We start from the raw sequence: 13999 nt of genomic DNA, 5'->3' as shown, positions 1-13999 counted from the left end.
CCGTCAGGCCAGCTCGACCTTCCTGGCGCCCGCCTTGCCGCCCTGCTGCCACTCCGTCAGGCGCATGTCGTTGGACCAGGTGGCGCCGCTGTAGGTGACCCGGCGCAGGTCGTACTTCTGCGCGTGGGCCACCGACCAGGCGGCCACCAGCCAGCCGCGCCGCGCGCTGGTGATGGACGTGCTGCCGAGCGCCCGGGTGAGCTGACGGCGGGCCTCGCCCGCCCGGGGGCGCGGCGTGGCGCTCTGCCCGGCCTCCGGCGGATACCAGCAGTGCAGGGCCTTGGGCACGCGCCCGGTGAACGCCTGCGCGAGGAGCTTGGCCTCCTCCTCGTGCGGCGCGTAGGCCTCACCGGCGGCCGAGCGCTGCACCGCCTGGGCGGCCTCGGCCAGCGGCATCTTGCGGTAGCCCTTGACCTTGACCAGCGCGGCGAAGAACCTGTTGGTGGCGTAGACGGGGTCCATGATCTGCTTCTTCTTCCCCCAGCCCTGGGACTCGCGCTGCTGGAAGATGCCGACCGAGTCGCGGTCGCCGTACTCGACGTTGTAGAGCTTCGACTCCTGCAGAGCCGTCGCGTAGGCGATCACCACGGCGCGCTCCGGCAGCTTGCGCCGGGCCGCGACCGCCGCGATGGTGGCCGAGACCTGCGCCTGCTCGATGTCCAGGTCCCGGTCGCCCAGGGGGGTGCGCACGGTGCAGTAGGCCTCGGGCACGACCATCGGGTCGGCGCGCTTGAGCAGTTGGTAGAGGCCGAAGGTGATCCCCACCGCGAGGACGACGACGACCACCGCGATGGTGATGACTCCTCGGGAGAAGCGCAGGTGCACGCTGAGAAACCTACCCGGCCAGATAGGCTCCGTGCCCATGAGGGACGTGAGCACCCTGTCACCGATACCCGAGGTGATAGACGCGCTGTGGGAGCGTCGGGCCGAGCTGTCACCGGCGGACGCCGAGGCGCGCGCCGCCGTCACCGGCGCCGTCGACCTGCTCGACCAGGGCCGGGCCCGGGTCGCCCGGCCGGTCGGCGACACGGTGGTCGTGGACGAGCGGGCCAAGCGGGCGATCCTGCTGAGCTTCACGGTGCTCGGCATGTCCCGCTCCCAGGTGGGCGACTTCCACCACCACGACCGGCTGCCGCTCAAGAACACCCTGGACGGCGTACGGGTGGTGCCCGGCGCGATCGCGCGCTGGGGCTCCTACCTGGCGCCCGGCGTGGTGCTGATGCCGTCCTTCACCAACATCGGCGCGTACGTCGACAGCGGCACCATGGTCGACACCTGGGCCACGGTCGGCTCCTGCGCGCAGATCGGCAAGAACGTCCACCTGTCCGGCGGCGTGGGCATCGGCGGCGTGCTGGAGCCGCCGAACGCGGTTCCCGTGGTCGTCGAGGACGAGGCGCTGATCGGCAGCCGGGCCATGATCGTGGAGGGCGCCCGGGTGGGCCGCGGCGCGGTCGTCGGCGCCGGCACGATCCTGTCCGCCTCCATCCCGGTGATCGACGTGCTGACCGGCGCCGAGCTGAGCCGCGGCCGGATCCCCGACTGGTGCGTCGCGGTGGGAGGCACCCGCCAGAAGGAGTTCCCCGGCGGCACGTTCGGCCTGCCCTGCGTGCTGGTGCTCAAGCGCCTGGAGCCGGGGGAGCGGCACGACAAGGCAGCGCTCAACGAGGCGCTGCGCGAACACGGAGTGAACACCTGATGCTGGATCTCACGCAGGACGTGCGCGCGCTGACCGCGGCGATCGTCGACATCGAGTCGGTGAGCGGCGCCGAGCAGGCGCTGGCCGACCAGGTGGAGCGGGCGCTGGCCGCGCTGCCTCACCTGAAGGTGGACAGATCGGAGCAGACCATCGTCGCCCGCACTGAGCTCGGCCGTGGTGAGCGGGTGCTGATCGCCGGGCATCTCGACACCGTCCCCGTCGCCGCCAACCTGCCCAGCCGCGTCGAAGGCGATCTCCTCTACGGCTGCGGCACCTCCGACATGAAGGCCGGGGTGGCCGTCGCACTCAAGCTGGCCGCCACCGTGCCCGTCCCCAACCGCGATGTCACGTACGTCTTCTACGACTGCGAGGAGATCGAGGCCGACCGCAACGGCCTCACCAGGCTGGCCCGCGACCACGCCGACTGGCTGAGCGCCGACTTCGCGGTGCTGATGGAGCCCACCGACGGGGTGATCGAGGGCGGCTGCCAGGGGACCGTGCGCGCCGAGATCGTGGTGACCGGCAAGCGGGCGCACAGCGCCAGGTCCTGGTTCGGGGTCAACGCCATCCACGGCATCGAGCCGGTGCTGGCCAGGCTCAACGCCTACCAGGAGCGGCTGCCGGTCGTCGACGGGCTGGAATACCACGAGGGGCTCAACGCGGTCGGCGTGCGCGGCGGCGTCGCCGGCAACGTGATCCCGGACGAGTGCGTGGTCACGGTCAACTACCGCTTCGCCCCTGACCTGTCGATCGAGCAGGCCCAGGAGCATGTGCGAGAGGTCTTCGACGGCTACGAGGTCCGCTTCGTGGACGCGGCGCCCGGCGCGCGCCCCGGGCTCACCCACCCGGTGGCCGCCGCGTTCACCGCCGCCGTCGGCGGCACGCCCCGGGCCAAGCTGGGCTGGACGGACGTGGCCCGCTTCTCGGCGCTGGGCGTGCCGGCCGTCAACTACGGCCCCGGCGACCCCAACCTGGCGCACCAGCAGGGCGAATACGTGTCACTGGCGAAGATCGTGGACAGTGAGCGGGCGATGCTCGCCTGGCTCGCGTCGTGAGAGGACCCCGGACAGTGTGAAAGTGGCTCTCCTCGCCGGCCATTTGGCGGGGAGAGCCACTTTCAGTCCCGAGCAGCACCCTCGCCGGTTAGACGCAGGCTCCGCGAAATTCGGTTCCAGGTTTCACGGGAAGTTTTCCAAGATTCTTTCGAGCGGCCTCCGGGAACGGTCCCGAGCCGAGGTAGAGCTGGGTATCAGCAGGCCAGAGCGGCCGTGGGAAGTGTGTCGAAGGGCTAGCGTGACGGATATGAAAGCAACGCGCCGCGAAAGGCGACGAGGACAGGCCGTGCTGCGCGGCAAGATGGTGGACGAGGGCACGCACGACCAGCGTCTGCTGGCCCGGCAGGGACCGGCCGACTGGGTGCACATGGATCCGTGGCGGGTGATGCGCATCCAGTCGGAGTTCGTGGAGGGCTTCGGCCAGCTCGCCGAGCTGCCCCGGGCGGTCACCGTGTTCGGCTCCGCCAGGACCCCCGGCGACTCACCCGACTACGCGATGGGCCGTGAGCTCGGCACCGCCCTGGCCCGCAGCGGCTACGCGGTGATCACCGGCGGCGGCCCCGGCGTCATGGAGGCGGCCAACCGCGGCGCCACCGAGGTCGAGGGCGGCGTCTCGGTCGGGCTCGGCATCGAGCTCCCCTTCGAGCAGCGCATGAACGACTACGTGGAGCTCGGCATCGAGTTCCGCTACTTCTTCGTACGCAAGACCATGTTCGTCAAATACTCCTGCGGTTTCATCGCCCTGCCCGGCGGCTTCGGCACCCTCGACGAGCTGTTCGAGGCGCTGACCCTGGTGCAGACCGGCAAGGTCACCTCCTTCCCCGTCGTGCTGATGGGCTCGGAGTTCTGGGGCGGGTTGCTGGAATGGATCAAGGCGAGCCTGCTCGGCACCGGCAAGATCGCACCTCAGGACCTCGACCTGATCACCGTCACCGACGACGTGGACGAGGCCGTGCGCGTCATCATGGAGGCCGACCGGGCCAGGTCCGTGGCGACCTGGGACGAGGAGCAGGCCGTCGAGGCCCAGGTGGCCGAGCCGCAATAGGCTGGCTCGTCGTGAACATCTGCGTCTACTGCTCCTCCAGTCAGCACATCGACGACAAATACCTCGCCCTGGCGGCCGAGGTCGGTGCCGAGCTCGCCCGGCGTGGCCACACCCTGGTGAGCGGCGGTGCCACCGTCTCCTGCATGGGCGCCGTCACCAGGGCCGCGCGGGCCGGCGGCGGCCACACGGTCGGGGTGATCCCCCAGGTGCTCGTCGACGTCGAGGTGGCCGACCGGGACTCCGGCGAGCTGATCGTCACGGCCGACATGCGCGAGCGCAAAGGCGTCATGGACGCTCGTTCCGACGCCTTCCTCGTGCTGCCCGGCGGCATCGGCACGCTGGAGGAGCTGTTCGAGATCTGGACGGCCAGGGTGCTCGGCATCCACGACCGCCCTCTGGTGATCCTCGACCCGTGGGGCCTCTACCAGCCGCTCAAAGACCTGGTGAGCGGCATGTACGACCAGGGGTTCACCCGGGCGAACGTGTTCGACGCCATCTCCTGGACCACCACCGTCGAGCAGGCCTTCGCCCACCTGGAGGCCCGTCCCCAGCCGGTGCGGCCCAGTGTCGAGGAGCTGGGGGAGGCCGCGGGCTGAAGAGTCCCGTCCGGCACCGGGCGGGGCAAGCGCGGGACTCGTGCCCTGCTGGTATGAGTACGATGCCAATGTGCTGGTCATACTCGCCATCGCCGCGCTCGCCATCCTGATCTGCGTGGTGCTGGTCTCCCTGGGCAAGGGCGGTGAGCTGACCGAGTTCCCGCCGGACGTGCCACCCCTCAACCTTCCTGAAGCCGGGCAGCTGACGGCCGTCGACCTCATGGCGCTCGAACTGCCGGTCAACGTCGTCGGCTATCACACGCAGTCGGTCGACGAGAGCCTGCGCCGAGCGGCCACCGCGATCAGCGCCCGCGACACCAGGATCGCGGTTCTGGAGCAGCGCGTCTCCGAGCTGCTGTCGAGGCGGCTGTACGCCCGCCAGGAGGTCTACGCGGCCCCTGGCGGCGGCCCGCGCACCGACCATGAGCCCGAGGCCCCCGCCGCGCCGAGAGACCTGCCCGAGGAGGGGGACTCGCCGACCGAGTCCGGCGAGCACCTGCCGCAGGCGGTGGACGGCAACGCCGACCACGCCCCCGCCACCTGGGGAGAGGTGGACTCGCCGGCCGCGTCCGGTGACCGCCGGCCGCGAGCGGTTGACGGTGACACCGATCACGCCCCCGCCACGTGGGGGGAGGTGGGCTCGCCGCCCGAGTCCGGTGATCGCCTGCCGCAGGCGGTGGACGGCGACCCCGAGCAGGCCCCCGTCAGGTGGGGAGACCGGGCGCCGGCTACCGAGGAGGCCGCCGCGGACCAGGACGGCGACGCAAAGACAGCCGCACCGGGCGCCGAGACGACCGCACCGGGCGCCGAGACGACCGCACCGGGCGCGGAGACGACCGCCGGGACGGACGCCGGGCGGACGGGCGAGCCCGAGATCGAGCGGGAGGGCGAGCGGGACGGCGAGCCCGCGCGCGTGGCGCATGGCAAGGCCTCGGACGAGCGCCCATGACCGAGATCATCCGATGCGCCTGGGCAGCCACTGCGGACACCCTCTACACCGCCTACCACGACGAGGAGTGGGGCCGGCCGGTCCGAGGGGACGACAAGGTCTTCGAGCGGGTGACGCTGGAGGCGTTCCAGTCGGGGCTGTCGTGGCTGACGATCCTGCGCAAGCGGGACAACTTCCGGGCCGCGTTCGACGGCTTCTCCATCCCGAAGGTGGCCGCCTACACCGAGCAGGACGTCGAGCGGCTGCTCGGCGACGCCGGCATCGTGCGCAACCGGGCCAAGGTGCGCGCGGCGATCGTCAACGCCAGGGCCGCCCTGGAGCTCCCCGGCGGCCTGTCGGACCTGGTCTGGCGCTACGCCGACCCGTCGCTGCCGGCGCCCAGGTCGATGGCCGACGTGCCGGCCGTCACCCCGGCCTCCAAGGCGCTGGCCAAGGACCTGAAGAAGAACGGCTTCACCTTCGTCGGCCCCACCACCGCCTACGCCCTGATGCAGGCCATCGGCCTGGTCAACGACCACATCGAGGGCTGCGTGGCCCGCGTCGCCCCGCAGCTCAGCGGCCGGTGAAGACGGGGCGCTCCTTGGCGAGGAAGGACGTGGTCGCGTCCAGGTGATCCCTGGTGGCGACGCACTCGTCCTGAAGGTCGGCCTCCAGGATCAGGGCCTCCGGCAACGCGTGCGTCGCCGCGTACGCCAGTGCCTGCTTGGTGGCGGCGAAGGCCCGCGTCGGCCCGTCGGCGAGCCGCTGGGCGAGCTCGGCGGCGGTCTTGAGCACCTCGTCGGCGGGCACCACCCGGGTGACCAGGCCGAGCTCCAGCGCGCGGGCCGCGTCGACGGGCTCGCCGAGCAGCATCAGCTCGCTCGCGCGGCCCAGGCCGACCAGGCGCTGCAGCGTCCACGAGGCGCCGGAGTCCGGGGCCAGCCCGATGCCCGCGAAGGCCAGCGCGAACTTGGCCTTCTCCGAGGCGACCCGCAGGTCACAGGCGAAGGCGAGCGAGGCGCCGGCGCCGGCGGCCACCCCGTTGATCGCGGCCACGACGGGCTTGTCCATGGTGGTGAGCAGCTCGACGATCGGGTTGTAGTGCGCGCGCACGGTGTCGGCCAGGCCGCGGCCCGCCTCCAGGTTGGCCGCGTGCTCGTGCAGGTCCTGGCCCGCGCAGAAGGCCCGGCCCGAGCCGGTGAGCAGGACGGCGCGCACCTGCTGGTCGCTCGCCGCCCGCCGCAGCGCCGCCAGCAGCGCGACCTTGACCTCGGCCGTCAGCGAGTTCATCGCCTCGGGGCGGTCGAGCGTGATGGTGGCGACGGCGTCGGTCATCTCGTAGCGGATCAATGCAGCTCCCTGTCGACGAACGCGGCGGCTGCGGGCAGCAGCCTGGCGGCCTCCTGCTCGAAGAAGGCCCGTGCCTTCTCGCCCGGCCAGCCGGCCGGTAGTAGCTCGGGTGGCAGACCAGGGTCGCGAAACAGGAAATTTCGCCATCCGTGCACGAGTCTGCTCCTGGTCGCGAACACCTGGTCGGCCGATGCCGTCTCCGGCAGGGCGCTGACCAGCGTGACAGCCTCGGCGTGCCAGCTCTCGTACGCCTCGCCGATGGCGGTCAGATCCCACGCCCGCGCGACCAGTTCGCACGGGTCGCCGCCGAGCGTCGCGTCGAACCTGTCGGCGCGCACCCGCTCGCCGTCGAGCAGGGTGTCCAGCTCCACGGCGGACCGGGGGCCGATCCAGGTCGTCTCCGACAGGGCGGCGTAACCGAGGAAGGTCAGCTCGGCCCTGATCCGCTCACGGCGCGGACGGTCCTTGACCGGACCGAAGACGATCACATGCCAGCGGCCGGGCCAGGTCAGTGTTCCGGCTCGGTAAATTCTTAATGCCGCCTCATCCAGCCGTCTGACGCACTTCGGGGTGAGCCCGTAACCCGCTCCCTGGGGAAGCCTCACGGACTGTAGCCATCCCTGCCGGACCATCCGGGAAACGGCCGTACGCACTGCCGGAGCGGCGATTTCCAGGGGGTTCATGAGCTTGACGAGTGCGGCCACGGACGCCTGCCCACCGCGCGAGCGCAAGTGGTCCCCATAGAGGTCGAACAGAGCGGCGCGTGCATGCACAAAGTCCAGTTTGGACCCCTTCGCCACCTTGGACAACGCATTCTGGGAGGAGATCGTTACCCATGAGGGCTCTCGATGCGGGAGAATAGGACATCACAGAAGACGTGAATGCGCCGACCTCCCCCATGGAGGCCGGCAATCGCGGGCCGCGGGAGCCCAAGGCAGGAAGGGATGCACGCATGGCGGCGATGAAGCCGCGGACCGGCGATGGTCCGCTCGAGGTCACCAAGGAAGGGCGCGGCATTGTCATGCGAGTCCCCCTGGAGGGTGGCGGACGGCTCGTCGTGGAGATTTCCGCCGACGAAGCGAAGGCGCTCGGCGAGGCGTTGAAGAACGTCGTCGGCTGAGAGTTCCCTGAGACAACTTTCCGGCCCCACGACCCTGGCGACCCTGGCGCCAGGGTCGATGACGTTGAGGAGTGACCGTGCCCATTGAGACCGCCGCGTTGGTGGTCGCCGACGTTCCCGCCGACGCTGACCTGCTCGCCGTGCCTTACTCCGCGGAGCTGAATCCCGCGCTCGCGGTGGACCTGCACGTGCCTGTCGCCGACCTGCTGGCTCATTACGAGGCCAAAGGCGAGGCGGGTGAGATCGTCGACGTCCCGGTGGCGCGGGCGGACGGTGTCGGCCGGGTGCTGCTCTACGGCGTGGGCGACGGCTCTCCCACGGCCCTGCGCAGGGCCGCGGCGACGCTCAGCCGCCGGGCGCGCGGCAAGGCGCGGCTGGCCGTGGTGGTGCCGGCCGGCGACGTCACCGCGTTCGCCGAGGCCGCCCTGCTCGCCACCTACTTTTTCAAGATCGGAGCGCCGGGCAAGAAGCCCGTGGGGGAGATCACCTTCGTCGGCGCCGACGAGCAAGGCGTACGACGCGGCCGGATCGTGGCGCAGGCGGTCGCGCTCGCCCGTGACCTGTCCAACATGCCCGGGTCGGTCAAGACCCCCGCCTGGCTCGCCGAACGCGCCACCGAGCAGGGCGTCACCGCGCGGGTGTGGGACGAGGAGCAGCTCAAGGCCGACGGGTTCGGCGGCATCGTCGCCGTCGGCATGGGCTCGGTCAACCCGCCCCGGCTCATCCAGCTCTCCTACACCCCCGCCGAGCCCGCCACCCGGCACGTCGTGCTCGTGGGCAAGGGCATCACCTTCGACTCCGGCGGCCTGTCGCTGAAGCCGACGGCGAACATGAAGACCCAGAAGACCGACATGGCCGGCGGCGCCGCGGTCATCGCCGTCCTCGGCGCGCTGGCCGAGCTCGGCGCTCCCGTCCGGGTCACCGGCCTCATCGCCGCGGCCGAGAACATGCCCTCCGGCACCGCCCAGCGTCCCACCGACGTGATCAAGCAGTACGGCGGCCGCACGGTCGAGGTGCTCAACACCGACGCCGAGGGGCGCCTGGTGCTGGCCGACGCGCTCTCCTACGCCGACGCCGAGCTCGACCCCGACGTGGTCGTCGACATCGCCACCCTCACCGGCGCGATCACCGTGGCCCTCGGGCGCGACGTCGGCGCGGTCTACGCCACCGACGACGACCTCGCCGAGCAGCTCGTGGCCGCCGGCCGGTCGAGCGACGACAAGCTGTGGCGGATGCCGCTGATCGAGGACTACGCCGCCGGGCTGAGCTCCTCGATCGCGGACCTGGCCAACGTCGAGATCGGCTCCACCTACGGGGGCGGCTCCATCACGGCGGCGCTGTTCCTGCGCGAGTTCGCGGGCAAGCGGCCCTGGGCGCACCTGGACATCGCGGGTGTGGGGCGTAGCTCGGTGGACGAGGGCGTCCTGACCAAGGGCGCCACCGGCTTCGGTGTACGGCTGCTCCTGGAGTGGCTGACCAAGCCGTAACCGAGCGTACGGCCTGCTATTCGGCGATCTTGACGGCGGCGAGCAGGCCGTCGCCCAGCGGCATCAGCAGCGAGCGCAGGCGGTCGTCCGCCTGCACGAGCTTGCCCAGCTCGCGCAGCGACACCGTGTCGGGGTCCCGTTGCGTGGGATCGGCCACCCGGTTGTGCCACAGCACGTTGTCGAAGGCCACGATGCCGCCCACCCGCAGCAGGCGTACGGACTCCGCCAGGTAGTCGGCGTACTCCTGCTTGGCGGCGTCGGCGAAGACCAGGTCGTAGCCGCCGTCGGAGAGCCTCGGCAGCACGTCGAGCGCCCGGCCCGCGATCAGCCGCACCCGCCCGCCCGCGAAACCGGCCTCCGCGAACGCCTGACGGGCCAGCCGCTGGTGCTCCGGCTCCACGTCGACGCTCGTCAGCGTGCCGTCGGCGCGCATGCCGCGCAGCAGCCACAGGCCCGAGACGCCGCAGCCGGTGCCGATTTCGACGACCGACTTGGCGTTGAGCGCGGTGGCGAGGAAACAGAGCGCCGCTCCGCCACCGGGAAGGATGGGCGGAGCCCCCATTTCCAGCCCGCGCTGCCGCGCCGCGTGCAGGATCTCATCCTCATGATGGAACTGCTCCGCATAGGCCAGAGTGGCCTCTACCGGACTGGTCATCGGCCTCCTCCCCCCACTTTCGTGCGATTGGTCACCGATCGCAGCCTAGGGGAGACACGCCGGGACGGGAACTCAGGAGGGGCTCGAGGCGTTGCAGGTTTAAACGGGCTTTGCCGGTCTGGAAGGCAGCCAGTGCGCACGGAGGGACAAAACCAGGCACTATGGCGGTAGCGGTGGTCCCAGAGAGAGGAGTGCTGGTGGACGAAAGTGACCACCAGGCTGATACTCCGATGTCACATGAGCACGAGTCCGGCGCAGGGCGCAGTGTGCCCGAGTCCGGCATGAGTTCAATCGCGCCCGAACCCGACTGGACCCCTCCGTCGTGGGACGAGGTGGTGCGGAACCATTCCGCACGCGTCTATCGCCTGGCTTACCGCCTGACGGGCAATGTTCACGATGCCGAGGACCTCACTCAGGAGGTCTTCGTCCGGGTCTTCCGATCGCTGTCGAGCTATACGCCCGGCACGTTCGAAGGCTGGCTGCACCGGATCACGACCAACCTGTTCCTCGACATGGCGCGGCGCAAGCAGCGCATCAGGTTCGAGGGGCTCGCCGACGACGCCGCCGAGCGGCTTCGCGGTCGTGAGCCGTCACCGGCGCAGGCATTCGACGACGCACACCTCGAGCCGGACATTCAGGCCGCGCTCGACGCGCTCACTCCCGAGTTCCGGGCGGCGATCGTGCTGTGCGACATCGAAGGCCTGTCGTACGAGGAGATCGCGGCCACGCTCAGCGTCAAGCTGGGGACGGTCCGGAGCCGCATTCATCGTGGCCGGGCGCAGTTGCGCGAGGCGCTCGAGCATCGGGCTCCCCGTAATTCTCAACTCCCCCCGACCTTCACCCGTGGGGAGGAAGTCTGATATGGCTCATCTTGGTGAACGTGTTTCCGCGCTGGTAGACGGCGAGCTCAGTCACGCCGAGCGCGAACGTGCTCTCGCCCATCTGACGTTCTGCGCCGACTGCAGGCGGGAGGTGGACTCGACGCGGGCGCTGAAGTCGCGCCTGCGCTCGCTCGACCACCCGCCGATGCCGGCCGATCTCACGATGTCGCTCCTGCGGATGTCCGAGCCCGGTGGGCCGTTGCCGCCCCGGGAGCGGCCTTTCCCTACCCGGACGTTCGGCGGCGTGCCGATCCCTGGGCCGCACAGCATCGCCCCTTTGGACAACCGCCCGGGAAGGGGCGCCCATGGTGGCGCCTCTTCGGGTCCGGGCCGGGGCGGTAGGCGCCGCACCACTTATGTGGCGGTCAGCGTGGTGTCCGCGGCCGTCGCGCTCGGCACGTTCTTCGCCGTGTCCGGTGCGGCGCAGCAGGGCACGCCCCCGGCGGTCGAGCTGGTCAAGCGGGTGCAGCAGCCGCCCTCGGTGACGCCGACGGCGCCGCCGTCCACCGCCACGCCCTGAAAGCCGGGCCCTGCTGGGATACTCGTGATGGCGTAGTCCGTGGCGTGGGGGGCATACGATCTGGGATCGGGATTTGTCAGGGCATTTGCTGACAACTGCTAACGACTCTCGTATGCCGATCGCACCATGATTGCGGTGTCCGAGCAAGGAGTGGTGAGAACTAGATGACCGACGAGACGCGCCCCACCGAAGGACGCACGCCGTCGGACAGCTCCGGGCCACAGGGACGCCCGGAGTTCCTGCCGGTGGGTGGGCAGCCGGAGCCGTCCGGCGGGCCCTCCGGCAACCCGTGGGGCGACCCCTCGGGCAGCGGCACCCCCTCCTACGACAATGCGTTCGGCGCCCCCCGTGCCGACACTCGCGCCTACGAGGCCCCCACCTTCGGGGAGGGCCCGTCCTTCGAACGGCCCGGCGGTGACGGCCCTGCGTTCCACCCGCCCGGTGGTGACGGCCCATATCTCAGGCCCGGCGGCGAGGGATCTGCTTTCCAGTCGCCCGGTGGTGACGGCCCATATCTCAGGCCCGGTGGTGAGGGGTCTGCTTACCAGTCGCCCGGTGGTGAAGGCCCCTCTTTCCGGCCCAGCGGTGAACGGTCCCCGTTCCAGCGGCCCAGCGGGGATGACTCGGCCTTCCGACGGACCAGCGGTGACGATTCGGCCTTTCAGCGGCCCGGTGGTGACGGGTCCGGCTTCAGCGGGTCCGGTCCGTCCCCCGGTGCCGCCGGTGACAGCCCGGTCTTCGGCAGTCCCAGCGGCGAGGGCCCCGGATACGGCAATCCGAGCGGCGAGACCCAGGGTTTCGGCGGCTCGCGGGGTGACGGTCCTGTGTTCGGCAATCCGAGCGGCGAGACTCAGGGGCTCGGCAGCCCGCGGGGTGACGGTCCGGTGTTCGGCAATCCCGGGGGGCCGAACTTCGGCACCGCGGAGTGGCCGTTCTTCGGCAATCAGGGGCGGGCCGGCGGCGCGCCGCCGCCACCGCCGAACGCCCTGGGCATGGGGCCTACCTGGGGACCGCCGCCCCCTGGTTCGCCCGGCGGCGCGACGTCCGCGGGCAGACGCGGTCCCAGCACGGCGTTCCTGGTCGTGCTCGCCACGGTGATCGCGCTCACGGCCTCCCTGCTCGGCAGTGCGGGGACGTACCTGCTCACCAGGCCGAGCGCCGGCACCGACCCCAGCTACAGCCTGCCCCAGGCGCCGACCGGCGCCACCGACCGGGCGCCCGACTCCGTGGCCGGCGTGGCCTCCCGGGTGCTGCCCAGCGTGGTCTCGCTCGAAGTCGGCAACGGCGGCAACACCGAGGCGGCGAGCGGCTCGGGCTTCCTGATCAAGGACGGGTACGTGGTGACCAACAACCACGTGGTCGCCCTGGCCGCCAAGGGTGGCGAGATCAAGATCGTGTTCAACAACCGCAAGACCACGACCGCCCGCATCGTCGGCCGTGACCCCGGCTCCGACCTGGCCGTGGTCAAGCCCGAAGAGACCTTCGGGACTCCGGAGGCCAGGCTCGGCAACTCCGACCAGGTCGTCGTGGGCGACCCGGTGATCGCGATCGGCTCACCGCTGGGCCTGACGGGCACGGTCACCACCGGCATCGTCAGCTCGCTCAACCGCCCGGTCATCGCGGGGGACGAGACCGGCGCCAGCGGCGAGGAGCCCGCCTACATCAGCGCCATCCAGACCGACGCGGCCATCAACCCCGGCAACTCGGGTGGCCCGCTGGTCAACGGCAACGGCGAGGTCATCGGCGTCAACTCCGCCATCGCCACCCTGAGCCGCTCGCTGACCAGCCAGAGCGGCAGCATCGGCCTCGGCTTCGCCATCCCGGTCAACCAGGCCCGCCGCGTGGCGCAGGAGCTGGTCACCACGGGCAAGGCCAAGCGGCCCAAGATCGGCATCGTGCTGGACAGGGAATACCGCGGCGAAGGCGTCCGCATCGCCACCGGCAACCTGGGCGGCCGGCCGGCGGTGGACAAGGGCGGCCCCGCGCACCAGGCGGGCCTCAAGGCCGGCGACGTGATCGTGGAGGTCGACAACGTACGCCTCCAGGACGGCAACGAGCTGATCGCGCTGATCCGCAGCAAGGCGCCCGGCGCCAAACTCACCATCAAGTACGAGCGCGACAACGAGGAGCACACGGCGACCCTGACGGTGAGCGCCGACGAGGAGCCCGCTCCCACTCCCTCCTGACGACCGCTTGGGGGCAATTGGTACCGCTTGGGGAGGTCGGCTCACCCCGGACAGCCCTTACCCTGGGGATAGGCCGAGGCCGATTCCTCGGGGCGGTGGACTGCTAGGAGCTCAGGTGTTCGGACTTGGCTGGATGGAAATCGGCGCGCTGATCATCATCGCGTTGCTGGTCTTCGGTCCGAGTAAGCTGCCGGAAGTGGCTTCCCAGGCCGGCAGGACGCTGCGCAACCTGCGCCGGATGGCCAACACCGCGCGCGACGACCTGCGCGCGGGCCTGGGGCCGGAGTTCTCCAACTTCGACCCGGCCGACCTCAACCCGCGCAACTTCGTACGCAAGCATCTCCTGGACGACGTCGAGGGAGAGTGGAACGACAAGCCCGAGCCGGACACCTCGCCCGCCTATGCGGGCGCCCCCGGCGGCGAGCTCGGCTTCGGTGAGATCCCCCCGTACGACGCCGAAGCCACCTGACTCCCGAACGT

At 70.9% G+C, this 13999-nt stretch carries 16 protein-coding genes; 12 read left to right on the top strand and 4 right to left on the bottom strand.

Annotated elements, in window-relative coordinates:
• Nucleotides 1-3: 3 nt before the first annotated feature.
• A complete protein-coding gene (locus IEY87_RS28205; protein ID WP_225277765.1) occupies nucleotides 4-864 on the bottom strand; it encodes a hypothetical protein in 861 nt (286 codons plus the stop codon).
• On the opposite strand from IEY87_RS28205, the gene IEY87_RS28200 reads away from it, so the two are divergent.
• From IEY87_RS28200 to IEY87_RS28175, 6 genes are all read left to right on the top strand, one after another.
• Nucleotides 863-1696: a 2,3,4,5-tetrahydropyridine-2,6-dicarboxylate N-succinyltransferase gene (locus IEY87_RS28200; protein WP_189141824.1), complete on the top strand. Its 834-nt coding sequence runs from the start codon at nucleotides 863-865 to the stop codon at nucleotides 1694-1696. The two genes, IEY87_RS28205 and IEY87_RS28200, sit on opposite strands and share 2 nt — an antisense overlap.
• A complete protein-coding gene (gene dapE / locus IEY87_RS28195) occupies nucleotides 1696-2751 on the top strand; it encodes a succinyl-diaminopimelate desuccinylase (RefSeq protein ID WP_189141823.1) in 1056 nt (351 codons plus the stop codon). The genes IEY87_RS28200 and dapE overlap by 1 nt, the downstream gene beginning before the upstream one ends.
• A gap of 247 nt (nucleotides 2752-2998) precedes the next feature.
• Nucleotides 2999-3796 (top strand): LOG family protein, encoded by a 798-nt coding sequence (locus IEY87_RS28190; RefSeq protein WP_189141822.1) that lies wholly within the window; start codon nucleotides 2999-3001, stop codon nucleotides 3794-3796.
• 11 nt (nucleotides 3797-3807) lie between these two features.
• Nucleotides 3808-4392, top strand: a complete 585-nt coding sequence (locus IEY87_RS28185) for an LOG family protein (protein WP_189141821.1) — start codon at nucleotides 3808-3810, stop codon at nucleotides 4390-4392.
• A gap of 70 nt (nucleotides 4393-4462) precedes the next feature.
• Nucleotides 4463-5341 (top strand): hypothetical protein, encoded by an 879-nt coding sequence (locus tag IEY87_RS28180; RefSeq protein WP_189141820.1) that lies wholly within the window; start codon nucleotides 4463-4465, stop codon nucleotides 5339-5341.
• Entirely contained in the window at nucleotides 5338-5907 is a 570-nt protein-coding gene (locus tag IEY87_RS28175; protein WP_189141819.1) for a DNA-3-methyladenine glycosylase I, read from the top strand. Before IEY87_RS28180 ends, IEY87_RS28175 begins: the two co-directional genes overlap by 4 nt.
• Here the strand turns inward: IEY87_RS28175 and IEY87_RS28170 are convergent.
• Together IEY87_RS28170 and IEY87_RS28165 are read right to left on the bottom strand one after the other, a co-directional pair.
• Nucleotides 5894-6655, bottom strand: coding sequence for an enoyl-CoA hydratase-related protein (locus IEY87_RS28170; protein WP_189142005.1), 762 nt, complete (start codon nucleotides 6653-6655; stop codon nucleotides 5894-5896). The genes IEY87_RS28175 and IEY87_RS28170 overlap by 14 nt on opposite strands.
• Before the next feature lie 11 nt (nucleotides 6656-6666).
• Entirely contained in the window at nucleotides 6667-7443 is a 777-nt protein-coding gene (locus tag IEY87_RS28165) for a PaaX family transcriptional regulator (RefSeq protein ID WP_189141818.1), read from the bottom strand.
• A gap of 179 nt (nucleotides 7444-7622) precedes the next feature.
• On the opposite strand from IEY87_RS28165, the gene IEY87_RS28160 reads away from it, so the two are divergent.
• Nucleotides 7623-7790: a DUF3117 domain-containing protein gene (locus tag IEY87_RS28160; RefSeq protein ID WP_020545024.1), complete on the top strand. Its 168-nt coding sequence runs from the start codon at nucleotides 7623-7625 to the stop codon at nucleotides 7788-7790.
• Nucleotides 7791-7867: 77 nt separating this feature from the next.
• Nucleotides 7868-9277: a leucyl aminopeptidase gene (locus IEY87_RS28155; RefSeq protein WP_225277766.1), complete on the top strand. Its 1410-nt coding sequence runs from the start codon at nucleotides 7868-7870 to the stop codon at nucleotides 9275-9277.
• Between the two features lie 16 nt (nucleotides 9278-9293).
• On the opposite strand, the gene IEY87_RS28150 is transcribed toward IEY87_RS28155, so the two are convergent.
• Nucleotides 9294-9932 (bottom strand): O-methyltransferase, encoded by a 639-nt coding sequence (locus IEY87_RS28150; RefSeq protein ID WP_189141817.1) that lies wholly within the window; start codon nucleotides 9930-9932, stop codon nucleotides 9294-9296.
• 161 nt (nucleotides 9933-10093) lie between these two features.
• On the opposite strand from IEY87_RS28150, the gene sigE reads away from it, so the two are divergent.
• The 4 genes from sigE (at nucleotide 10094) to IEY87_RS28130 (ending at nucleotide 13988) form a co-directional block, all read left to right on the top strand.
• Nucleotides 10094-10792, top strand: coding sequence for an RNA polymerase sigma factor SigE (sigE, locus tag IEY87_RS28145; RefSeq protein ID WP_225277767.1), 699 nt, complete (start codon nucleotides 10094-10096; stop codon nucleotides 10790-10792).
• A gap of 1 nt (nucleotide 10793) precedes the next feature.
• The gene (locus IEY87_RS28140; protein WP_189141816.1) at nucleotides 10794-11333 is read left to right on the top strand and encodes an anti-sigma factor family protein; all 540 of its coding nucleotides are present in this window, start codon (nucleotides 10794-10796) and stop codon (nucleotides 11331-11333) included.
• A gap of 164 nt (nucleotides 11334-11497) precedes the next feature.
• The gene (locus tag IEY87_RS28135) at nucleotides 11498-13519 is read left to right on the top strand and encodes a S1C family serine protease (protein ID WP_189141815.1); all 2022 of its coding nucleotides are present in this window, start codon (nucleotides 11498-11500) and stop codon (nucleotides 13517-13519) included.
• Nucleotides 13520-13634: 115 nt separating this feature from the next.
• Complete coding sequence (locus IEY87_RS28130) at nucleotides 13635-13988, top strand: sec-independent translocase (RefSeq protein ID WP_189141814.1); 354 nt, start codon at nucleotides 13635-13637, stop codon at nucleotides 13986-13988.
• Nucleotides 13989-13999 lie beyond the last annotated feature (11 nt).

It is taken from the genome of Nonomuraea glycinis, assembly GCF_014646515.1.
GTDB lineage: Bacteria > Actinomycetota > Actinomycetes > Streptosporangiales > Streptosporangiaceae > Nonomuraea > Nonomuraea glycinis.
The sequence above is the reverse complement of the archived record's forward strand: the minus strand, read 5'-3'. Positions and strand labels throughout refer to the sequence as shown.

Coding starts and splice junctions, on each gene's coding strand:
- IEY87_RS28200 (WP_189141824.1), top strand. CDS start 863: ATGAGGGACGTGAGCACCCTGTCACCGATACCCGAGGTGATAGACGCG.
- IEY87_RS28205 (WP_225277765.1), bottom strand. CDS start 864: ATGGGCACGGAGCCTATCTGGCCGGGTAGGTTTCTCAGCGTGCACCTG.
- dapE (WP_189141823.1), top strand. CDS start 1,696: ATGCTGGATCTCACGCAGGACGTGCGCGCGCTGACCGCGGCGATCGTC.
- IEY87_RS28190 (WP_189141822.1), top strand. CDS start 2,999: ATGAAAGCAACGCGCCGCGAAAGGCGACGAGGACAGGCCGTGCTGCGC.
- IEY87_RS28175 (WP_189141819.1), top strand. CDS start 5,338: ATGACCGAGATCATCCGATGCGCCTGGGCAGCCACTGCGGACACCCTC.
- IEY87_RS28170 (WP_189142005.1), bottom strand. CDS start 6,655: ATGACCGACGCCGTCGCCACCATCACGCTCGACCGCCCCGAGGCGATG.
- IEY87_RS28160 (WP_020545024.1), top strand. CDS start 7,623: ATGGCGGCGATGAAGCCGCGGACCGGCGATGGTCCGCTCGAGGTCACC.
- IEY87_RS28150 (WP_189141817.1), bottom strand. CDS start 9,932: ATGACCAGTCCGGTAGAGGCCACTCTGGCCTATGCGGAGCAGTTCCAT.
- sigE (WP_225277767.1), top strand. CDS start 10,094: ATGGCGGTAGCGGTGGTCCCAGAGAGAGGAGTGCTGGTGGACGAAAGT.
- IEY87_RS28140 (WP_189141816.1), top strand. CDS start 10,794: ATGGCTCATCTTGGTGAACGTGTTTCCGCGCTGGTAGACGGCGAGCTC.
- IEY87_RS28135 (WP_189141815.1), top strand. CDS start 11,498: ATGACCGACGAGACGCGCCCCACCGAAGGACGCACGCCGTCGGACAGC.